Source organism: Kitasatospora aureofaciens, assembly GCF_019192735.1.
Taxonomy (GTDB): Bacteria; Actinomycetota; Actinomycetes; order Streptomycetales; family Streptomycetaceae; genus Kitasatospora; species Kitasatospora aureofaciens_A.
Map to the genome: position 1 here is coordinate 204,506 of NZ_JAHTKP010000009.1, position 20,867 is coordinate 225,372.

At 70.9% G+C, this 20,867-nt stretch carries 19 protein-coding genes, 1 rRNA gene and 1 riboswitch; of the genes, 9 read left to right on the forward strand and 11 right to left on the reverse strand.

Annotated features, from left to right (window positions below):
* Positions 1-29 precede the first annotated feature (29 nt).
* The gene (locus KV557_RS12795; protein WP_218199973.1) at positions 30-1,748 is read left to right on the forward strand and encodes a glycoside hydrolase family 13 protein; all 1,719 of its coding nucleotides are present in this window, start codon (positions 30-32) and stop codon (positions 1,746-1,748) included.
* Positions 1,749-1,773: 25 nt separating this feature from the next.
* Positions 1,774-2,793, forward strand: coding sequence for a LacI family DNA-binding transcriptional regulator (locus KV557_RS12800; protein ID WP_218199974.1), 1,020 nt, complete (start codon positions 1,774-1,776; stop codon positions 2,791-2,793).
* A gap of 79 nt (positions 2,794-2,872) precedes the next feature.
* Here KV557_RS12800 and KV557_RS12805 read toward each other — a convergent pair whose 3' ends face one another.
* The 3 genes from KV557_RS12805 to KV557_RS12815 form a co-directional block, all read right to left on the reverse strand.
* Positions 2,873-3,073: a hypothetical protein gene (locus KV557_RS12805; RefSeq protein ID WP_218199975.1), complete on the reverse strand. Its 201-nt coding sequence runs from the start codon at positions 3,071-3,073 to the stop codon at positions 2,873-2,875.
* 174 nt (positions 3,074-3,247) lie between these two features.
* Positions 3,248-4,516, reverse strand: coding sequence for a transglycosylase family protein (locus KV557_RS12810; protein ID WP_218199976.1), 1,269 nt, complete (start codon positions 4,514-4,516; stop codon positions 3,248-3,250).
* A riboswitch (cyclic di-AMP (ydaO/yuaA leader) is annotated at positions 4,503-4,665 on the reverse strand. (Overlaps the previous gene by 14 nt.)
* A 360-nt stretch (positions 4,666-5,025) precedes the next feature.
* The gene (locus tag KV557_RS12815; protein WP_256177301.1) at positions 5,026-5,964 is read right to left on the reverse strand and encodes a hypothetical protein; all 939 of its coding nucleotides are present in this window, start codon (positions 5,962-5,964) and stop codon (positions 5,026-5,028) included.
* Positions 5,965-6,551: 587 nt separating this feature from the next.
* Here KV557_RS12815 and KV557_RS12820 point away from each other — a divergent pair.
* Complete coding sequence (locus tag KV557_RS12820) at positions 6,552-6,815, forward strand: DUF397 domain-containing protein (RefSeq protein WP_218200011.1); 264 nt, start codon at positions 6,552-6,554, stop codon at positions 6,813-6,815.
* Between the two features lie 232 nt (positions 6,816-7,047).
* On the opposite strand, the gene KV557_RS12825 is transcribed toward KV557_RS12820, so the two are convergent.
* Positions 7,048-7,572, reverse strand: a complete 525-nt coding sequence (locus KV557_RS12825; RefSeq protein ID WP_256177302.1) for an ATP-binding protein — start codon at positions 7,570-7,572, stop codon at positions 7,048-7,050.
* A gap of 415 nt (positions 7,573-7,987) precedes the next feature.
* On the opposite strand from KV557_RS12825, the gene KV557_RS12830 reads away from it, so the two are divergent.
* Positions 7,988-8,854 (forward strand): helix-turn-helix domain-containing protein, encoded by an 867-nt coding sequence (locus KV557_RS12830; RefSeq protein WP_218199978.1) that lies wholly within the window; start codon positions 7,988-7,990, stop codon positions 8,852-8,854.
* 79 nt (positions 8,855-8,933) lie between these two features.
* On the opposite strand, the gene KV557_RS12835 is transcribed toward KV557_RS12830, so the two are convergent.
* Both KV557_RS12835 and KV557_RS12840 read right to left on the reverse strand, forming a co-directional pair.
* Complete coding sequence (locus tag KV557_RS12835; protein WP_256177303.1) at positions 8,934-9,539, reverse strand: TetR/AcrR family transcriptional regulator; 606 nt, start codon at positions 9,537-9,539, stop codon at positions 8,934-8,936.
* Between the two features lie 248 nt (positions 9,540-9,787).
* Positions 9,788-11,302, reverse strand: a complete 1,515-nt coding sequence (locus tag KV557_RS12840) for an MFS transporter (protein WP_218199980.1) — start codon at positions 11,300-11,302, stop codon at positions 9,788-9,790.
* An 86-nt stretch (positions 11,303-11,388) separates the two neighbouring features.
* Here KV557_RS12840 and KV557_RS12845 point away from each other — a divergent pair, with 86 nt between their 5' ends.
* Positions 11,389-11,820 carry a MarR family winged helix-turn-helix transcriptional regulator gene (locus KV557_RS12845; protein WP_218199981.1) on the forward strand — a complete coding sequence of 144 codons (432 nt, stop codon included), beginning with the start codon at positions 11,389-11,391 and terminating at the stop codon, positions 11,818-11,820.
* Between the two features lie 70 nt (positions 11,821-11,890).
* On the opposite strand, the gene KV557_RS12850 is transcribed toward KV557_RS12845, so the two are convergent.
* The 5 genes from KV557_RS12850 to KV557_RS12870 form a co-directional block, all read right to left on the reverse strand.
* Positions 11,891-12,838 carry a M56 family metallopeptidase gene (locus KV557_RS12850; RefSeq protein ID WP_218199982.1) on the reverse strand — a complete coding sequence of 316 codons (948 nt, stop codon included), beginning with the start codon at positions 12,836-12,838 and terminating at the stop codon, positions 11,891-11,893.
* 163 nt (positions 12,839-13,001) lie between these two features.
* Entirely contained in the window at positions 13,002-13,553 is a 552-nt protein-coding gene (locus KV557_RS12855) for a DUF5134 domain-containing protein (RefSeq protein ID WP_218199983.1), read from the reverse strand.
* A 291-nt stretch (positions 13,554-13,844) separates the two neighbouring features.
* The gene (locus KV557_RS12860) at positions 13,845-14,618 is read right to left on the reverse strand and encodes an amino acid ABC transporter ATP-binding protein (RefSeq protein ID WP_256177304.1); all 774 of its coding nucleotides are present in this window, start codon (positions 14,616-14,618) and stop codon (positions 13,845-13,847) included.
* A gap of 100 nt (positions 14,619-14,718) precedes the next feature.
* Complete coding sequence (locus KV557_RS12865) at positions 14,719-15,621, reverse strand: amino acid ABC transporter permease (RefSeq protein WP_218199984.1); 903 nt, start codon at positions 15,619-15,621, stop codon at positions 14,719-14,721.
* Positions 15,622-15,632: 11 nt separating this feature from the next.
* Entirely contained in the window at positions 15,633-16,571 is a 939-nt protein-coding gene (locus KV557_RS12870; protein ID WP_218199985.1) for an ABC transporter substrate-binding protein, read from the reverse strand.
* Positions 16,572-17,080: 509 nt separating this feature from the next.
* Between KV557_RS12870 and KV557_RS12875 the strand changes: the two genes are divergently transcribed.
* From KV557_RS12875 to KV557_RS12890, 4 genes are all read left to right on the forward strand, one after another.
* Positions 17,081-18,481 (forward strand): DUF6421 family protein, encoded by a 1,401-nt coding sequence (locus KV557_RS12875; protein ID WP_218199986.1) that lies wholly within the window; start codon positions 17,081-17,083, stop codon positions 18,479-18,481.
* Positions 18,478-19,236 (forward strand): SDR family NAD(P)-dependent oxidoreductase, encoded by a 759-nt coding sequence (locus KV557_RS12880; RefSeq protein ID WP_218199987.1) that lies wholly within the window; start codon positions 18,478-18,480, stop codon positions 19,234-19,236. The genes KV557_RS12875 and KV557_RS12880 overlap by 4 nt, the downstream gene beginning before the upstream one ends.
* Positions 19,233-20,309 carry a threonine aldolase family protein gene (locus KV557_RS12885; RefSeq protein WP_218200013.1) on the forward strand — a complete coding sequence of 359 codons (1,077 nt, stop codon included), beginning with the start codon at positions 19,233-19,235 and terminating at the stop codon, positions 20,307-20,309. The genes KV557_RS12880 and KV557_RS12885 overlap by 4 nt, the downstream gene beginning before the upstream one ends.
* Positions 20,310-20,752: 443 nt before the next feature.
* Positions 20,753-20,867 (forward strand): 16S ribosomal RNA (locus tag KV557_RS12890); the annotation flags it as partial.

Genomic DNA, 20,867 nt, shown 5'->3' on the forward strand with positions numbered 1-20,867 from the left:
GCTCCTCTAGTCCCCAAGGGATACCGTCGATGACCCAGAACCTGGCCGACACCACCCGGCCTGCCGCCGACGCCACCGCTCACGAGGCGGCCGCCCCGGCTCCTGCGACTGGCGGCACGAGCAGAGACTGGTGGCGGGACGCGGTCATCTACCAGGTGTACCCGCGCAGCTTCGCCGACTCCAACGGCGACGGCATGGGCGACCTGCCCGGCATCCGCAGCCGCCTGCCCTACCTGCGCGACCTCGGCGTGGACGCCGTCTGGCTCTCGCCGTTCTACGCCTCGCCGCAGGCCGACGCCGGCTACGACGTCGCCGACTACCGCGCGGTGGACCCGATGTTCGGCACCCTGCTGGACGCCGACGCGCTGATCCGCGACGCGCACGAGCTGGGCCTGCGGATCATCGTCGACCTCGTTCCCAACCACTCCTCGGACCAGCACGAGTGGTTCCAGCGCGCCCTGCGCGAGGGTCCTGCGTCCCCGCTGCGCGAGCGCTACCACTTCCGTCCCGGCAAGGGCGAGAACGGCGAACTGCCGCCCAACGACTGGGAGTCCATCTTCGGCGGCCCGGCCTGGACCCGCACCGAGAACCCGGACGGCACGCCCGGCGACTGGTACCTGCACCTGTTCGCCCCGGAGCAGCCCGACTTCAACTGGGAGAACCCGGCCGTCGCCGACGAGTTCCGCTCGATCCTGCGGTTCTGGCTCGACATGGGCGTGGACGGCTTCCGCATCGACGTCGCCCACGGCCTGGTCAAGGCCCCCGGACTGCCCGACATCGGCGGCGCCGACCAGCTCAAGCTGCTCGGCAACGACGTCATGCCCTTCTTCGACCAGGACGGCGTGCACGAGATCTACCGCAGCTGGCGCAAGATCCTCGACGAGTACCCGGGCCGGCGGATCGGCGTCGCCGAGGCCTGGACCCCGACCGTCCAGCGCACCGCCAACTACGTCCGCCCCGACGAGCTGCACCAGGCCTTCAACTTCCAGTACCTGGGCACCGGTTGGGAGGCCGCCGCGCTGCGCGAGGTGATCGACGTCTCGCTCGACTCGATGCGCCCGGTCGACGCCCCCACCACCTGGGTGCTGTCCAACCACGACGTCACCCGGCACGCCACCCGGTTCGCCAACCCGCCCGGCCTCGGCACCCAGATCCGCACCCCCGGCGACCGCGAACTCGGCCTGCGCCGGGCCCGCGCCGCCACCCTGCTGATGCTGGCGCTGCCCGGTTCCGCGTACGTGTACCAGGGTGAGGAGCTCGGTCTGCCGGACGTCACCGACCTGCCGGACGAGGTCCGCCAGGACCCGTCCTTCTTCCGCCAGGCCGGCCAGGACGGCTACCGCGACGGCTGCCGCGTCCCGATCCCGTGGTCCGGCACCGAGGCCCCGTACGGCTTCGGTCCGGTCGCCGGCGGGCCGTCCTGGCTCCCGCAGCCGGCCGAGTGGGCCGCGCTCAGCGTCGAGGCGCAGACCGGCGACCCGACGTCCACCCTGGAGCTCTACCGAAGCGCGCTGGCCGTCCGCCGCACCCAGTCCGACCTCGGCGCCGGCACCGAGGTCGAGTGGCTGGACGCACCCGAGGGCACCCTGGCGTTCCGCCGCGGCGCCTTCGTCTGCACGGTGAACACCACCGGCGAGCCGGTGCGGATCCCCGCACCCGGAAAGCTGCTGCTCTCCTCCGTGGAACTCGTCGTCGACGGCGGCGAGACGGTGCTCGCACCGGACAGCACCGGCTGGTGGGCGGTCTGACGTGGTTGCAATAGGCTCTGGAACCGTGACTACGGCGCGACTCTCAGACATCGCGGCGCAGGCGGGGGTCAGCGAAGCCACCGTCTCCCGCGTACTCAACGGCAAGGCGAACGTCTCCGCCGCCACCCGGCAGACCGTGCTGGCGGCGCTCGACGTGCTCGGGTACGAGCGGCCGACCCGGCTGCGCCAGCGCAGCGCCGGACTGATCGGGCTGATCACGCCGGAGCTGAGCAACCCGATCTTCCCCGCGCTCGCCCAGGTCATCGAGCAGGTGCTCAGCCGGCACGGGTACACCCCGGTGCTGTGCACCCAGACGCCCGGCGGGTCCACCGAGGACGAACTGGTGGACATGCTGGTCGACCGGGGTGTGGCGGGCATCGTCTTCGTCTCCGGGCTGCACGCCGACTCCACCGCCGACCACGACCGGTACGCCCGGCTGGCCGGGCGCGGGGTGCCGTTCGTCCTGATCAACGGCTACAGCGAGCGGATCGCCGCGCCGTTCATCTCGCCGGACGACCGGGCCGCGATGTGGATGGCCGTCCAGCACCTGGCCGAACTCGGGCACGAGCGGATCGGGCTGGCGGTCGGGCAGAAGCGGTACGTGCCGGTGCTGCGCAAGATCGAGGGGTTCACGGCCGCCATGCAGACCGTCCTCGGGCGGACGCAGGAGGAGGCCGAGGAACTCGTCCACCACACGCTGTTCAGCGTGGAGGGCGGGCACGCGGCGGCCGGCGCGCTGCTTGACAAGGGGTGCACGGCGATCGTGTGCGGCAGCGACATGATGGCGCTCGGCGCGATCCGGGCAGTGCGCCAGCGCGGGCTGTCGGTGCCGCACGACGTGTCGGTGGTCGGCTTCGACGACTCGCCGCTGATCGCCTTCACCGAGCCGCCGCTGACCACGATCCGCCAGCCGGTCGAGGCGATGGCGACGGCGGCGGTGGACGCGCTGCTGGAGGAGGTCGGCGGAAACGCCGCCCAGCGTGGGGAGTTCATGTTCCAGCCGGAGCTGGTCATGCGCGGTTCCACGGGGGCGTGCGCGCGCTGAGCGCGGGTTGCCGGGCTACGAGCTACGAGCAGGGCCCCGGAGAGCAGTTGCTCTTTGGGGCCCTTCGGCGTGCTCCGCGTCAGCCCTCCTGGGCGGTCGGGCGGTCGGTGGTGAGCCGTTGGCCGTCGGCGGCGTCGCCGGTGCGGGTCTCGGTCCGGCGACCGCGGGCCAGGTAGTCGCGCAGGACCAGTTCGACGGCGTCCTGCGGGTTCTTGGTACCGGAGAGCATCATCGCGTCGATCGCGAGGTTCGCGTCGAGCGTGACGGTGACCTGGGCCATGGTGACTCCTCCTCGGGTGCAGAGCAGCAGCATGCCCGTTGGGGGCGGAGTTTGACCATGCGGATACGCCAGAGCCCCGGGGAGGAGCGACCAGACTCTCCCCGGGGCGGCGGGTGACAGATTTCAGATGACAGATGATGAATCTGTCATCTGAAATCTGTCAGCTGTTCGTCGTCAGACGCGGCCGGCGAAGTCCGGCGCCCAGTTGGCGATGGTCTGCAGGCGGACGCCCGAGCTCGGGTTCGCGGCCTCGATGTACTGGCCGCCGCCGATGTAGAGCGCGACGTGGTAAACGCCGGAGTTCTGGCCGTTGTTGGACCAGAACAGCAGGTCGCCCGGCTTCAGGCTGTCCAGCGAGACGTGGGTGCTGGCGGCGGCCTGGTCGGCGGCGATGCGCGGGACGGAGATGCCCGCGGCGCGCAGCGCGGCCTGGGTCAGGCCGGAGCAGTCCCAGCCGCCGTTGCCGGTGCCGCCGTAGACGTAGGCCTGGCCGACCTTCGACTTGGCGAAGCTGACCGCGGCGGCCATGCTGCCGGTGGCGGCCTGGGTCTGCGCCTGGGCGGCCGGCTTCGCAGCGGGCTTCGAGGACGGCTTGGCGGCCTGGGTCTGGGCGGCGGGCTGGGCGTTCACGGCACCGCCGTTGGCGGACTGGCCCGACTTCTGCGAGCGGTTGAACCAGTTGAAGTCACCGGACTGGCCGGACTGCGCCGACGAGGGCGCCTGGGCCTGGGTGCTGTCGCCGAAGGACAGGTGCTGGCCCGGGTAGATGGTGTCCGGACCCTCGGTCAGGGTGCTGCGGTTCAGCTCGTACAGCCGCTGCCAGCCGCCCTGGACATCGTGCTTGGCGGCGATCGAGGACAGCCAGTCGCCGGTCACGACCGTGTAGTCGCTGCCCTTGGCGGAGTCGGCGGACGCCGGAGCCTGGTCCTGGGCCTGGGCGGGCGCCTGGGCGGCCGGCTTCGCGGCGGGCTTCGGGGCCGGCTTGGCAGCCGGGGCCTTGGCGGCGGTCGAGCCGGAAGCGGCCGAGGTGTCGACGGCGGCCACGGCGCCGCCCTTGGTCAGGCCGGCCTGGATCGAGCAGACGGGCCAGGCGCCGGGACCCTGCGAGGCGAGGACCTTCTCGGCGATTGCGATCTGCTGGTCCTTGGTGGCCTGGTTGGCCTGCGGGGCGTACGTGGTGCCACCGAAGGCGGCCCAGGTGCTGGAGGTGAACTGGAGGCCGCCGTAGAAGCCGTTGCCGGTGTTGATGCTCCAGTCGCCGCTGCTCTCGCACTGGGCGACCTTGTCCCAGGTGGCGACGGAAGCGGCGGAGGCGGTGCCGGTGGTGAGGCAGGGGATGGTGAGGCCGACGCCCGCGACGCCGATGGCGGCGATCACGCGACGGGTGCGGCTGGACAGGCGAGAGCCGTTGTTGGGCAGCATGAAGACGCGGTCCTCTCCCACGCCTGCGAGGTGAGCTGTCGGATTCGGGCCGGAGTTGCCCGGCCGCGCTGTGGGCGCGGCTTCACCCCTAGCCCTGAACCGTTCCGAGGAGCGGTCCGGGGCGACTTACCTGTGGGTCCCCCGCTCCTGCCGTGGTGCGTTTTCGCGCTGCCAGCGCACCCGACGGCAGGACTCGGCGTTGCGGATGAGCTGGGTCCGTGTGGTCACGAACGGGGAGCACGTTAAGCAGACTTAAGTTCAAACTGCAAATATCTGTGACGCGCATCACGACTTATGGAAAGGCGCTAAAAATGTCGCCCGCCATGATCGGAAATGATCGTTATCCGGCAATAAACCTGCGGGTGTGCACAACTGGCTGCACCTCAGGAGCCGAATGACGAAACATCACCAAAGCGCAAATGGGTACAGAACGGACATCTCGCGCATTTGGTTCTTAACTCCCGTACGCCGCAAGCCGAAAGGGCCCGGAACGCATCCGTTCCGGGCCCTCTTCTCGTCCGTGTGCGTTGCTACTCGCCGGCGGTCTCCTCGGCCGCCTGAGCGGCCTCTGCAGCCTCCGCCGCCTCGGCCTCGGCCTGAGCCTGGGCGGCCAGCGCCTCGGGCGACGGCGCCGGCAGCGCGGCCAGGTACGTGGCGGCGATCAGCTGGCCGACCGTCGGGTACGCGCCCAGCGGCGCGGCGGACGGGCAGCCGGTCTCCTCGGCGGCCGTGGCGAGCAGCTCGGAGTCCGCCTCCGGGCCGATCACCAGCGGGGCCAGCGCGGGCCGCTGCGAGCCGGTCTCCTTGAGGTGCGCGACGGCCGCGGCCACCGAGCCGGGCACGTCGAGCGCGGCGGGGACCACCGGGACGGCCAGCCTGGCGGCCAGCAGCACGCCGGTGATCCCGGCCGCGGCGGCGGCGTCCTCGCCGCCGACGGTGGTCAGCACGACGCCGTCCGCGGCGGTCGCGATGGCGAACAGCCGGGCGCGGTCGGCGCGGGCCAGTCCGGCCTCGGAGAGCCGTACGTGGACGGCCTCGGCCAGCAGCGGGTGCGGGCCCAGCACGTCGGTCACGTGGGCGCCGTACTCGGCGGCGAGCGCGTGGAGTTCGGTCAGGAAGCCGTGCGGGCCGGGCACCAGCGGCACCAGGATCGGTGCGGGCGCACCGGCCTCGGCGGCCTGGGCCAGTAGCTCGGCGACGGTGCGCTCGTGGCCGCCCGCGCCCTCGGGCGCGTCGCCGGGGAGGTAACCCACGGCGGTCTGCACGCCGTTCTGCTCGCTGCGGACGATCGACAGCAGCTCCTCGACGACCGAGCGGGACTCGGGCCCGGCGGTCGCGGGCACGGCGAGCACCAGGGCCGGGGAGCCGGCCGGGATCTCGGGGCGCTCGGGGCGGCGGTGGCGCCCCCGCGCACGGGAGCCTGGAGTGCGAACGGGCAGTGGCGCGCCCGGGATGGCTGCGGTGCTCATGGCGGAGATCGTAGGACATCGGCCCGTCAGGGCTGCAGTCGGCTGCCGTGCCGGTTTCGCGCGAACGGGGTGTGCATGGCGGGTGAGGGGCTGGCGTGCGCCGGGCGATTGGTCATATTTCGGACATACTTGGCCCAACCCTCGCGCGCCCGCCGGTATCTGCTGAAGACGTGCCCGGTGGAGCGTCGCGTTGCACCTGTAGCGCGTGAGATGTCTCACAGTCGGACGTCGATCTGACGGAGCGTCACGGTGGCGCGACTCCCGGCTCTCGAAGATCAACATTCAGCGGGGGGCCGCTCACGGCCGGTTATCGGAGGCCCGCCGATTCAGTCGGCTATGTCCGTTTACGTACCGTCAGGAGAAGGGGCCGTGAAGAGTTCAGGTCGGGTCGTAAAAGGCCTCGTGCACCTGCAATGTCTCGTGCTGATGCACGTGCACAGCGGCTATCATCGCGTCAAGTGAGGCGTTGTGCCGGGCTGGTACGGGGCCGGCCCGATCAATCGGCGGGTGCCGGGGGCGCCGCGCTGGACCACAACTCCGGGGCTCTTCGGGAGACTTCTATGCACGACTCGCACGACTCTCAGGACATGTACGGCTCGCAGGTCGCGCACGGTTCGATCGGGGCCTACAGCGGGATGGCCGCCGCCGATCTGGAGGGAGTGGTCTGGCAGAAGAGCCTGCACAGCAACTCCCAGGGCAACTGCGTCGAATTCGCCGCTCTGCCGGGGGGCGACGTGGCGATGCGCAACTCGCGCTTCCCGGACGGTCCGGCGCTCATCTACACCCGGGCCGAGATCGCGGCCCTGCTGCTGGGGGTCAAGGACGGGGAGTTCGACCACCTGGCCGTCTGAGCGGCCGCCGCTCCACCATCGGGGGGCCGTCGTGGGTGCTGACACCACGACGGCCTTTGTCTTCTCGGGTGTCTCTCCGCGTGCCTCTTCGGGCCCGGTTGTGCAGGGGCCCGGCGGGTCTTCTGCGGAGGCCCGGTCATGGGGGAGCTTGTACGGAAGTGCCGTCCCCTCCCCGGGGTGCGGCCCGCCCGGGGTCGTCCCTCGATGCGAGGGCGCCCGCCTGCGGCGAGGCCTAGGCGGAACGCCGGTGCCGGCCACCGAGTTCGGTGCTCGCCGCCTCCGGTTCGGCCTCGAACAGTGCCCAGACCACCTTGCCGCCGCCCAGCGGGTGCCAGCCCCAGGAGCGGCTGAACGAGTCCACCAGGTGCAGCCCGCGGCCCGATTCGGCCACGAAGTCGGCCTCCCGGGCGACCGGGCCGATGCTGCTCGGATCGCTGACCGCGCAGACGATCTGGGGCGCGCGGTGCACGAGGCTTATTCGGATCGGCAGCCGCCCGTCCGCGGTCGCCTGTGTGGGAAAGTCGTACTCGCCCAGGGCGCCGCCCATCGGGTCGGGCCGTGCGCCGATCGCATGCCGCAGCGCGTTGGTCACCAGTTCCGACGCCACCAGCGCGACGTCGTCGAACAGCTCCATCAGGCCCCAGCGCTGCAGCGCGGTTCTGGCGAAGTCGCGTGCGGTTCTGACGGCTTCGAAGCGAGGAGCGAGCGTACAGGTGACCACATGGGGGTCAACCGCCAAAGCCGTACCGGTGCCCATGAAGAGCTCCTCCCATAAGGGGGCGGACACGGCTGGACCCGCCGGGGTCATGCCGGTCACCTCCGACTCGCTCGGCCGCACGGCCCCCTCGACCAGGCGCGCGCGCACACAAACGCCCGGTGGCGCGGGGGACGCTGCCGGGCTGGTGCACGGAGTCGCGCGTGGGGTCGACGCGGAGCCCGCGGGATTGCCAGGGATGTGCAGGTGCACGTGCACCATGGTCCTCTGCGCTCACTGCAGATGCAAGAGTCGATTCACGTGCAGTCGCACTATTGGCATATGCAAGCGCCGGATGCACGTGCATCCTGGTGTGTGGAGTGCAGAACTGATAGGAACATCCGTCAGTATCGGCACCGTGAGCGCTCAACTGATGGCAGACTGTGCGCTGTTTGCCCTAGGTGGAGGTTTCGACCGCATGACCACAGTTCAGCCGGGCGGCGGCTCGATGGTCCGCCGGATCCTCCTCGGCTCACAGCTGCGCCGCCTGCGCGAAGCACGCGGCATCACCCGCGAGGACGCCGGCTACGCGATCCGCGCCTCCGAGTCCAAGATCAGCCGCATGGAACTCGGCCGCGTCAGCTTCAAGGAGCGCGACGTCGCCGACCTGCTCAGCCTCTACGGCGTGGACGACGGCCTGGAGCGGGAGGCTCTCCTCGGCCTGGTCCGCGAGGCCAACAAGTCCGGCTGGTGGCACAGCTTCAACGACGTGCTGCCGGGCTGGTTCCAGACCTACGTCGGCCTGGAAGAGGCCGCGCAGCTGATCCGTACGTACGAAGTTCAGTTCATCCCGGGACTGCTGCAGTCCGAGGAGTACGCACGGGCGGTTTTCGGACAGAGTCGGCCGGTCATCAGCGAGGAGGAGGTCGAACGGCGGGTCAGCCTCCGCCTGCGCCGCCAGAAGCTGCTGACCGAGGGGGCCAGCCCCCGCCTGTGGGCCGTCATCGACGAGGCCGCGCTACGCCGCCCGGTCGGCGGGCCCAAGGTGATGCGCGGCCAGGTGCAGTACCTGATCGACGTCGCCGAGCAGGCGAACGTGGTCATCCAGGTCATGCCGTTCCGCTTCGGCGCGCACGCGGGCGAGTCCGGCGCGTTCACCATCCTGCGCTTCCCCGAGCAGGACCTCGCCGACGTGGTCTACCTGGAGCAGCTCACCAGCGCGCTCTACCTCGACAAGCGGGACGACGTCGACGCCTACATCCAGGTCATGGAGCGGCTCTGCGTGGACAGCCTCACGCCCGAGCGCACCATAGACCTGCTCGCCTCGATCCTGAAGGAACGCTGAGCCCTTGCCCGATGGGGCCTGAACGCTCCATCGGGCAGCGCCAGTTGCCGCCCACCCGCCGTCAGGCGCCCACCCGCTGTCAGCCGCGTTCCGGCGGCCGTTCGCGTTCCGGCGGCAGCGGCTGCGGCGGCCGGCCCAGCTCCCACGGCAGGTCGTAGCGCCGGAACAGGTCCGCCCGGATCGGCGCCAGCGGCAGCTCGGCGCCCGGCAGCAGCACCCCGATGCAGCCGCCCATCAGCGCGCTGCGCAGCACCGCGTGCTCGGCGAACGGGTCCGGCGCGCCCCAGTCGAGCAGCAGGCCCTGGAGGATCGCGCCGAGCCGCTGCTGCTCCGGGTCCTGGACGAAGGCGCCGGTGTCCGGGTCGAGGATCAGCGCCAGGTGTGAGCGCATCACCCGCGGGTGGTCGAGGGCGAGGCCGAGGACGGCATCGATGGCGCGGGCCAGCCGGGCCTCCGGCGAGGCGTCCGGCGCGAGTTCGGCCAGGGCGCAGGTGAGCGCCTGGTGCATCATCCGGTGCGTCGCGGACTGCATGAGCAGCCGTTTGCCGTCGAAGTAGTAGGACAGCAGTCCGCGTGCGAGTCCGGCCCGCTCGGCGATGTCGGTCAGCGTGGTGCCGGCGTATCCGTGCTGGTCGACCAGCTCGACGGTGGCCCGCATGATGCGCCGGCGGGAGCGTTGGCGCATTTCCTCGTTGACCGAATCCCCGCGAGGTGCCATCGTGTCTGCTCCGAACGTTCGTTGGCTCCTGGCCAATATACTGGCGGAGCCGGCCGCCGATCCGTTGACCCCGCATCGGCGGCGCCGCACGGGCGGCCGGTACGAAGACGGCCGGCTCCACCAACACGGGGGTTTGGTGGAGCCGGCGCCATTGCCCGGTTACGGATGCCAGGGCCCGGGGACGAGGGGTCGGCCCCGGGCGGCGGTGTCAGCGGTCAGCGCTTGGTCAGGACTTCCGTCCGGGCCGTGTTCGACCCGGCTGACGAGTAATCATAATCGGGGACGGACACGGCGGTTGACCTCCGCCGTCGGTCCAGCAGGGCGCCCACGAGGGCGATCAGGAAGCCGAGCAGCGCGACCGCCGTGACGAACACCAGCGCCGGCCGGTAACCGTCCAGCTGAGCCTGCGGGCTGTCGCCGCCGGCGCTCCCGGCGGTGATCATCGCGGTCGCCCCGGCCAGCACCACCGCGGTGCCGACCTGGATCGCGGTGTTGACCAGGCCGGAGGCCAGGCCCTGCTCCTCGTCGGCCACACCGTCCGTGGCGGCGATGTTCACCGAGGGGAACGCGAGCGCGAAGCCGACACCGAGCAGCAGCATCGACGGCAGCACCAGGACCGGGTACGAGCTGTGCTCGTCCAGCCGCAGGAACAGCGCGAACGCGGCGGTCAGCGACAGGACGCCGATGGGCAGCAGCTTGCCGGTGCCGAAGCGGTCCACGATCGGGCCCATGAACGGAGCGGACAGGGCGATGAACGCGCCGGCCGGCAGCAGCCCGAGGGCCATCTCCAGCGCGGACCAGCCGAGCAGGTGCTGGAGGTAGAGCGTCACGATGAACTGGAACCCGCCGTAGGCGCCGGTCATGGTGAAGGCGATGACGTTGGCCCGGGCCACCGCGCCGTTGCGGAAGATGCCGAGCCGGACCAGCGGGTGGGCGGTACGGCTCTCGATCGCCAGGAAGGCGGCGGCCAGGGCGGCGACCACGACCAGCGAGCCGAGCGTGCGCAGGCTCAGCCAGCTGGCGCCCTGTGCCTCGGTGACGGTGAACACCAGCAGCAGGACGGTGGCGGTGCCGGTGATCGCGCCGAGCACGTCGTAGCCGCCCTTGGCGCGCTCCTCGACGGGGCGCGGGAGCAGCCGGATCGCGAAAAGCAGGGCGATCAGCGCGACCGGGACGGGCATCAGGAAGGTCCAGCGCCAGCCGACCGAGGTGAGCAGGCCGCTGAGCACCAGGCCGAGCGAGAAGCCGCTGGCGCCGCAGGTGGTGTAGATCGACAGCGCCCGGTTGCGGGCGGGGCCCTCGGCGAAGGTCGTGGTGATGATCGACAGGCCGGCGGGGGCGGTGAACGCGGCGCTGACGCCCTTGAGGAAGCGGGCGCCGATCAGCAGGCCACCGTCGTCGACCAGCCCGCCGAGCAGCGACGCTGCGCCGAAGATCCCCAGGGCGACCAGGAACACCCGGCGGCGGCCGAGCAGGTCGGCTGCCCGTCCGCCGAGCAGCAGCAGGCCGCCGTAGCCGAGCACGTAGCCGGAGACCACCCATTGCAGGGCGGAGGTGGAGAGGTGCAGCTCGGAGCCGATGGAGGGGAGGGCGACTCCCACCATGGAGATGTCCAGGGCGTCCAGGAAGATGGCGGCGCAGAGCACGATCAGCGTGCCCCAGAGGCGGGGAGTCCAGGTCTGCCCGCTGGTTGACGATGCGTCGGGTGGCGTGGCGGTCGCGGTGGTCATGGGGAGGACACTACATGCACGTGCATTCATTGCAAGTGAATAAGATGTAAACGCATAAATTGCGGTTCCGGTGGTAAGGTGGCGCCGTGGCTGAACTCGACTCCCCGGCGGAGGCCGGTCTCGTCGCGCAATGGCGCGAGCTGCTGAACCGGCACGCAGAGACCTCCTGCGCGCTGGACCGCGAGCTGGGGGAGAAGCACGGGCTCGGCATGAGCGAGTTCGAGGTGCTGGAGCGCCTGGTCGAGGGCTGCATCGTCGACCGCAGCCACCGGCTGCGGGTCCAGGAGCTGGCCGACGTCGTCCACCTGAGCCAGAGCGCCCTGTCGCGGCTGATCGGCCGGCTGGAGAAGGGCGGGCTGGTGGCGCGCGAGATGTGCGTGGACGACCGGCGCGGGATCCAGATCGTCCTCACCGACGCGGGGCGCGAGCGCTACCAGCAGGCCAGGCCGCTGCACCGAGAGGTGCTCGCCCGCACCCTCGGGGGCGGGCCGGTCGACCCGTGTACCGTGCGGAACTGACGGATCGTCGGAGGTCTTCGTCAGGCGCGGGTCTTTTGTCGGGTGGATCTTCGCCGGGTTGATTCTTCCGTTAGAGCAGCGAGGCGAGCCCCGGCGCGGCGGCCAGCAGGACGGCGGCGGCGGGCGCGGCGAGTGCCGCGGCGGTGAGCCGCAGCCGGTGCGGCACGGAAAGGCGCGGACGGCCCGCGAGCAGCCGGTCCACCCGTTTCGGGGACTGTGCCAGGCCGGGCGGGCAGGAGCCGAACACCCCGCGGTTCAGGTTGAGTTCGGCCAGGGCGAGGGCGGTGGTGTGCCGCCCGTGCCGGCGGGCCGCCCGGTCGTCGGCCGCCAGTTCCACCAACTCGCCCACCTGGTCCCGGAAGGCGCTGAACACGCGGACGCCCGGGAAGCCGGACGCCAGCGCCTGGGCAGTCTGCGAGAGCCAGTGGTGGCGGGCCCGGACGTGGCCGCGCTCGTGGCTCAGCACCGCCGCCAACTCCCGGTCGGTCAGCTGCTGGAGAGCCCCGGTGGTGACCACCAGGCGGGAGTTCGGTCCGGGCAGCGACCAGGCCTCCGGGCGGACGTTCTCCAGCACCACCAGCCGCTCCCGGCGACTCCGCCCGGCGGCGATGGCCTCGGGCAATTCTGGCGCGCGGCTGGACAGTTGGGCGTGCCGGTGATTGCGCAGCGCCTTCGCCGAACGGACCTCCCGGGTGAGCGCCAGCACCGTCCGCAGTCCGCCTGCCGCGAGCACCGCCGCGCACAGCCGGCCCCAGCCCTCGGCGTCCTGCAGCCCGTACGCGGCCTCCACGCCGTGTGGCGCGCCCGCGAACACCAGCGCACGCAGTTCCGGCAGCGCGGCCGACGCGGCCAGCACCAGGCTCAGCGCGCAGCACAGCAGGACGGCCACCACGAGGCACTGCCACACCAGCAGCGCCAGCACGGGTTCGCGCTCCACCCAGCGGGCCCGGGCCAGCAGCCGGGGCACGGTGGTCGAGAGCAGCAGTCCGAGCAGCAGCAGGCCGATCAGGGCAGTCATCGCATGGGCTCCCCGAGTACGCACGGAACGCGACAGCGCGCTCCCTTGCCAACCTATGCGCTGGCGACGTCCGGTGGAACGGCTTTCGACCGGCCAGTGACCAACGCCACGCGTCCCGGGGGGCTTTGGCCGTCGGAAAGGGGGGACGGGGGCTGGTCTGCGGTTACATGGTGAGGAGCATGGCGAACATCCCGATGCCCATGGTGAGCCGGCAGGCCTGGGGCAGCCCGGCGGTGCCGACGGCCACGCTCCCGCCGGGGGTGTGGAGCAGCCGGGTGCCGGCCCAGAGCGAGTAGGCGCCGAAGTAGAGCAGCAGCGCGCCGGTCAGCAGCGGGGTGCCGGTGCTCGCGGCGTGGTGGTGATGGCCGGGGGAGGCGGTCATCGCGAGCGCCATGTACGTCATGGCGAGGCCGCCGACGGCGTGGTGCAGCCGGTGCACCCGGCGGGTGGAGCCGCGGACGGCGGCGAGCAGGAAGCCGGTGGCGGGGATGCCGAACAGCCAGGCCCAGACGCCGGCCGGGACTGCGGCCCCGGTGACGGCCATCGCGGCCATGCCGAGCCCCATCAGCGCCTCGGCGGCGTCGGCCTCACGGGCGAGGAGGCGGTGCGTGCCGGCCGGGGAGCAGGGGGAGTGCCGCAGCCGGGTCAGACAGTAGGCCCCGGCGGCGGCGGTGAGGACGGCGAGGAGCCAGTTGACCAGGGTGGGTCCGTGCAACGGCGGCCTCCCGGGGCGACGGAGGACGGCGGACAGCGGACAGGTAACAGATGACAGATAACGAAATCTGTTAGCTGTCATCTGCCATCTGTCCGCCGTCACCCGTCCTCTGTGACGGTCGTCCCGCCCACGATCACCGTTCCGGCCCGCGACCGGCCAGGGCGCGTGTGGGGGCGCACGGTGGTGACCGTCGGAGTGCGTCCCCGCGAGTGCCCCGGCCTCACGCCGAGCGCCCCGGTTCGCCCCGCCCGGTTCGCCCGCCGCAGCCCAGCGGGCCCCGCCGGAAGCCTCTCAGCCCTGAAGCCGCCCCGAGGCGACGACCCGGCTGAGGAACTGCCGCGTCCGCTCCTCCCGTGGATCGCCGAACACCTGTTCCGGCGGCCCCTGTTCGAGCACCACCCCGCCGTCCAGGAAGCAGACCTGATCGGCCACCTCGCGCGCGAACCCCATCTCGTGCGTGGACAGGACCATCGTCATGCCCTGTTCCTTGAGGTCGCGCACCACCGACAGCACCTCCCCGACCAGCACCGGGTCGAGCGCCGCGGTGATCTCGTCGAGCAGCAGCAGCCGGGGCCCGGTGGCCAACGCCCGCACGATCGCGACGCGCTGCTGCTGTCCACCGGAGAGCCGGTCGGGGTACTCCTTCGCCTTGGCCGCGAGCCCGAGCCGGTCCAGCAGCTCCAACGCCTTCGCCTCGGCCTCGGCCCGCCCGATCCCGTGCACCCGGCGCGGGGCGAGCGTGATGTTCTCCAGCACCGTCATGTGCGGGAACAGGTTGTACGCCTGGAAGACGACGCCGATCCGGCGCCGGACCGCGTCCTCGTCCGCCCGCGGGTCGGTGATCTCCTCGCCGTCCAGGAAGATCGCGCCGTCGTCGACCCCCTCCAGCAGGTTGACGCAGCGCATGAGCGTCGACTTGCCCGAGCCGGACGCCCCGATCAGCGCCGTCACCGAGTGCTCGGGCACGGCGAGGTCCACGTCGCGCAGCACCACCTGGCCGCCGAAGGTCTTGCGCACCGACTCCAGCCGGAGCACCTCCAGCCCGAGCACCTCCGCACCACTCATGCGCCCACCTCGCTGCGCTCGGTGGTCGCTTCGCGAAACACGCATCTCTTGATTGTTTTCCCCCAGCCTCCGGCCGGGGGGACCCCCATGCTGCGCTCGCTCACACCGCACCTCCTTGGACCTGCCGACGGTTCATCCGCGCGGTCAGCCAGTCGGCGAACCGTGTGAGCGGGACGGTCAGCACGATGAACACGAGCCCCGCGACGATGTACGGCGTGTAGTTGAACGAGCGGGAGGCGATGATCTTCGCGGCGTACACCGCGTCGATCGCGCCGCCGATCGAAACGAGCCCGGTGTCCTTCTGCAGGCTGACGAGGTTGTTGATCAGCGGCGGTACCACCCGCCGCACCGCCTGCGGCAGCACGACGTAGCGCATCGCCTGCGCGTTGGTGAGCCCCAGCGACCGCGCCGCGGCCCGCTGGCTCGGGTGCACCGACTCGATTCCCGAGCGGAACACCTCGGACACGTACGCCGAGTACGTCAGCACCAGCGCCGCCCCGCCGAGCAGCAGCGGATCGGTGGTGACCCCGGTCAGCCGCAGCGCCGGCACCCCGGTGATCATCACCAGCAGGCAGATGATCATTGGCAGCCCGAGGAAGAAGTCCACGTACGCGGTGGCCAGCAGACGCACCGGCAGGAAGACCGGCCCGCGGAGCGTCCGCAGCACCGCCAGCAGCAGGCCGAACACCAGGATCAGCGCCCCGCAGCCGAGCATCAGCTCCAGGTTGAGCCGCAACCCCTTCAGCACCTCGGGCAGCGCCTGCCGGGCGTAGTCGAGGTTGAAGAAGGTCTTCCGAGTCACCTCCCAGCCGGGGGAGTTGACGACCAGCAGGTACAGCACGACGGCCGTCGCCAGGGTCGAAGCCCCGGCGATCAGCGCCGACCGGCGGGCCCGGCCGCGCCGGTACGCCTCGTGCGCGAGCCGGCGCTCGGACGGGCGGTAGCCGTCGTCGTCACCGCCACCGTCCTGGTCCTTGGCGACCGCCGCCGGTCCGGTCGTCATCGGGTCGCCGCTCACTTCAGCACCGGCGCCGAGACGGCGTCGGAGAGCCACTGCTTCTCCAGCTTCGCGAGCGTGCCGTCGGCGCGCAGCGCGTCCACGGCCTGCGAGACGCAGCCGGTCAGCCGGGAGCCCTTGTCCAGCACCAGGCCGAACTGCTCGCCCTGCGACGCGCCCTCGAACTGTCCGACCACCTGGGCCTCCGGCACCTCGGCGCCGGTGATGTAGAAGGCCGTCGGCAGGTCCACCACGAGCGCCTCGACCTGGCCGTTCTTCAGCGCGGCCTTCGCCAGGTCGTTGGAGTCGAACACCGCCGGCTGGGTGCTCGGCCTGATGGTGTTGGTGATGGTGTCCAGGCTCGTGGTGCCGACCTGCGCGCCCAGCTTGGCGCCCTTGAGGTCGGCGATGCTCTTGGCGCCCGCCGCCTTGGAGTTCTTGAGCGCGATGACAGCCTGGCGCACGTCGTAGTAGCCGGAGGAGAAGTCCACCGCCTGCTTGCGCTCGGTGCTGATAGACACCTGGTTGATGTCGAAGTCGAAGTCCTTCGGGCCGGGCGAGGTCGCCTTGTTGAACGGCGCCACCACCCAGGTCACCTTCTCCTTGGGGTAGCCCAGCTTCTCGGCCACGGCGTACGCCACCGCCGACTCGAAGCCCTTGCCGTTCTCCGGCTTGTCCTCCGAGAACCACGGGTCGTACGCAGGCTTGTCGGTGCCGACGGTCAGCGCCCCCGCCGTCCGGGTCGCCAGCGCCCCGGGCGCGCAGTCGCCCGCCGTCCCGGACGCGCCGGAGGCCGAGGCCCCGTCCGACTTGGTGTCCTGCGGCGCGCAGGCCGTCAGCGCGGCGGCCAGCAGGGCGATGGCGGGCAGTGCGGCGGACGACTTACGGAAGGTCGACGTGCGAGAGGCCGACGTGCGGAACGTCGACGTACGGAAGGTCGGCTTGCGGAGAGTCATGGCAGGGCTCCAGGAAGGAAGGACCAAGCGGGACAATGAAGGCGAACGGCGCGGGGCCGGGGCCGGCCGCGAGCCCGGCGGGTCACTTCCCCCCGGTGGCGGCGCCGGAACACACACGGCATGGTCGGCGTACGGGCCCGTGTCCGCGGCGCCCTCCGAGCCGGATCAGCAGATCAGCGACAGCGGCAGCAGAGGCCGCGCACGCGACAGCAGGCGTGACACCGAGAGGGCACCCGGAACAGGCCGTCGTGGCGCTCGGCCACCGTGATCACCGCCGGGAACATGGCGGGAGGTTCGCATCCCGACGGTGCATCTGTCCAGGACATCCAGATCGAGGTCCACATGCCGGACACCCGGCAGCGGCGGCCCCCCGGCGGGTCTTGGTGGGCCCTGGCGAGCCCCAGCGGGCCCCGCCACCGCAGGTTCGGCGGCTGGAGCCCCCTTGAACAGGAGAACCTTTCGTATCTATGGTGTCCTCATCGAAAACCTCCTGTCGAAGTGAGTCCACGATGCAGAATCTTTCGCCAAGGCTCGCTGTGGCGGCCGACGCCCCGGTCTCGACCCTCGCCGGCCACCCGGCGTGGCTGCGCCTGAAGGAGGCCGTCGAGACCCTGCGCCCGCTGCAGTCCAAGGACGGCTCGATCGACCTGTCCGCCGTTCAGCGACACACCGTCGACCCGCTGGTCGACACCGTCCGCGGCGCCGTCGCCGAGCTCGCCCCGCTGTTCCCGCACGACGCCGCCTACCTGGCCGCCGTCGACGTCGACCTGGCCAAGTGGGCGGACACCGGTTACCGGGAGCCCGACTTCCTGGACTCGCTGCTCGCCTTCCAGCCCGCCGACCAGCGCGTCGACGGTCTGGAGCACCTCGTCGTCTTCCCGATGTACACCCAGAACGGCAACCCGAACCGCAACCTGGAAGCCGTCCTGCTGCGCGTCGTGTGGCCCGACTGGCTGGCCGAGCTGGAGCGCACCCGCTTCGACAACCCGATGTTCGTACCGATCACCTTCACCGACTTCACGGCCGGCTACGACACCAACTCCGCCGTCCTCTTCCCCGAGACGGTCGCCGTGCGCAAGGCGCCGGAACGTTTCACCTGGGGCGGCATCTTCTGCGACCGCGAGGCCGCCCGCTTCCGCGCCGTCACCACCAGCGCCGTCCAGCAGCTCGGCCTGGAGATCCCGGCCGACGCCGAGGGCCTGCTCCAGGACCAGCAGCGCGCGCAGGAGACCTTCGTCCTGTGGGACCTCGTCCACGACCGCACCCACAGCCACGGCGACCTGCCGTTCGACCCCTTCATGATCAAGCAGCGCAGCCCGTTCTGGATGTACGGCCTGGAGGAGCTGCGCTGCGACCTCACCACCTTCAAGGAGGCGGTGAGGCTGGAGGCCGAGGGCAACGAGCACGCCCGCGACGTCCAGTACGCGATCCTCTTCGACCGCCTGTTCCGCTTCCCGGTCAGCGGCGACCGTGTGCGCAACTACGACGGCATGGGCGGCCAGCTGCTCTTCGCCTACCTGCACAAGCACGACGCGCTGCGCTGGCGCGACAACCGCCTCAGCATCGACTGGGAGCGCGCGCCGCAGGTCACCAACGCGCTCTGCGCCGAGATCGAGACGCTGTACCGCGACGGCATCGACCGGCCCAAGCCGGCCCACTGGATCGCCGCCTACCAGCTGGTCTCCCGGTACCTCACTCCGCACCCCGCCTCTACCTGGGCGAAGGGCTCCGACGCGCTGCCGCTCGACATCACCGACGGCAAGGCCCTCAACAAGGCCCTGTGCGACGCTGTCCTCCCGGACGAGTTCCCGCTGAGCATGTTCTACGAGGCCCTCAGCAAGAAGCTGAGCGGCGTCATCGCCTCCACCACCGGCATCACCGGTAACGGCATCAAGGGAGTTGCTGCGTGACCACCGCACCCAACGGACCGCTGGCCGGCAAGGTCGTCGCTGTCGCCGGAGCCAGCGGCCCGGCCGGCCAGGCCGTGCTGCGCCGCCTCGCCGCCGACGGCGCCACCGTCATCGGCGCCGACATCGACGCGCAGCGGCTTGAGTCCGCCCTCGACGCCACCCGCGTCGCCGTTCGCGGAGCGAAGATCAGCGGCCAGGTGATCGACCTGCTCGACCCGCAGGAGGTCCACGACTGGGCCGACCACCTGGAGTCGGAGCACGGCCACGTCGACGGCCTGTTCCACCTGGTCGGCGGCTGGCGCGGCAGCAAGACCTTCTTCGACACCCGGCTCGACGACTGGGACTTCCTGCACGACACCGTCGTGCGCACCCTCCAGCACACCTCGCTGGCCTTCCAGCCCGCCCTGGTCCGCAGCCCCGCCGGCCGGTACGCGATGATCTCCGCCGCCGCGGCCCACAAGCCGACCGCCGGCGGCGCCGCCTACGCCGCCGCAAAGGCCGCCACCGAGGCCTGGACCCTCGCCATGGCCGACTCCTTCAAGAAGGAGACCACCTCCGCCGACGGCGAGCCCACCGCGGCAGCTGCCATCCTGGTCATCAAGGCGCTGGTCAGCCCCGAAATGCGGGCCGAGAAGCCGGACGCGAAGTTCGCCGGTTTCACGGACACCGCCGACCTCGCCGGACACCTGGCGGGCCTCTGGGACCGCCCCGCAGCAGAACTGAACGGACAGCACCTGTGGCTGACAGCCCGATGACCGACCTGACCCGCACGGACGCGCAGCGGCGGCACGACCCCACCGTGCGCGGCTTCGCCAGCGACAACTACGCCGGCGTGCACCCCGAGGTCCTCGCCGCGATAGCCCTCGCCAACGGCGGCCACCAGGTCGCCTACGGCGAGGACGACTACACGACCCACCTGCAGGACGTCTTCCGGCGCCACTTCGGGGAGAAGGCCGAGGCCTACCCCGTCTTCAACGGCACCGGCGCCAACGTCGTCGCCCTCCAGGCGCTGCTCCCGCGCTGGGGCGCCGTGGTCTGCGCCGAATCCGCCCACATCCACGTGGACGAGGGAGGTGCCCCGGAGAAGATGGGCGGCATCAAGCTGCTCACCGTCCCCACCCCCGACGGCAAGCTCACCCCCGAGCTGCTCGACCAGCAGGCCTGGGGCTTTGGCGACGAGCACCGCGCGCAGCCGCTCGCGGTCTCCATCACCCAGAGCACCGAGCTCGGCACCCTCTACACCGTCGACGAAATCCGCGCGATCACCGAGCACGCGCACCAGCTCGGCATGCTCGTCCACGTCGACGGCTCCCGCCTGGCGAACGCCGCTGCCTCGCTCGGCCTGCCGCTGCGCGCCTTCACGACGGACGTCGGCGTCGACGTGCTGTCGTTCGGCGGCACGAAGAACGGCCTGCTGCTCGGCGAGGTCGTGGTGGTGCTCAACCCCGAGCGTGTCCGCAACATCAAGTACCTGCGCAAGACCTCGATGCAGCTCGCGTCGAAGATGCGCTTCGTGTCGGTCCAGTTCGAGGCGCTGCTCTCCGGCGACCTCTATCTGCGCAACGCCGGCCACGCCAACGCGATGGCCAGCCGCCTGGAGGCGGCGGTGCGGGACATCGACGGCGTCGAGATCGTCCGCCCGGTCCAGGCGAACGCGGTCTTCGCGATCCTCCCGCGCGAGGTGAGCGAGCGGCTGCAGAAGCGGTACCGCTTCTATTTCTGGAACGAGCACACCGGCGAGGTGCGCTGGATGTGTTCCTTCGACACCACGGAGGCGGACATCGACGCCTTCGCGGCGGCCATCGCCGAGGAGATGGGCCGCGCCTGACGGCGTTCGAGCAGCGGATCGTCCCGTCCTGCGACAGCAGGGCGGGACGATTTGCATCTGGCCGGTCCGCCCCCGTACAGTTCCGGAGTCGCCGCGAGAGAGCGGGGACAAGCGGAAAGCAAATCCGATGGAATGAAACTCCGGGAAAACGGAGCGGAAAACATCTGATAAGCTGGAAACACGAAAGAACGAAACGCCCGGAGGGCCCGCTGGAAGGCGGCTCGAAGGAAGTGTCCGTTCCTTGAGAACTCAACAGCGTGCCAAAAGTCAACGCCAGATATGTTGACATCCCCGGCCTCGATCACTTGATCGGGGTTGGAGATTCCTTTTGAAATAACACTAGCGAGGACGCAGTGCGCGGGACCGCCCTATTCCGGTGGTTGCCGTGCCGCTCGACGCGAGTGTGCCGCCCGACGCTTTTAATTAAGCACTGCGGGCAGACATTCACGGAGAGTTTGATCCTGGCTCAGGACGAACGCTGGCGGCGTGCTTAACACATGCAAGTCGAACGGTGAAGCCCTTCGGGGTGGATCAGTGGCGAACGGGTGAGTAACACGT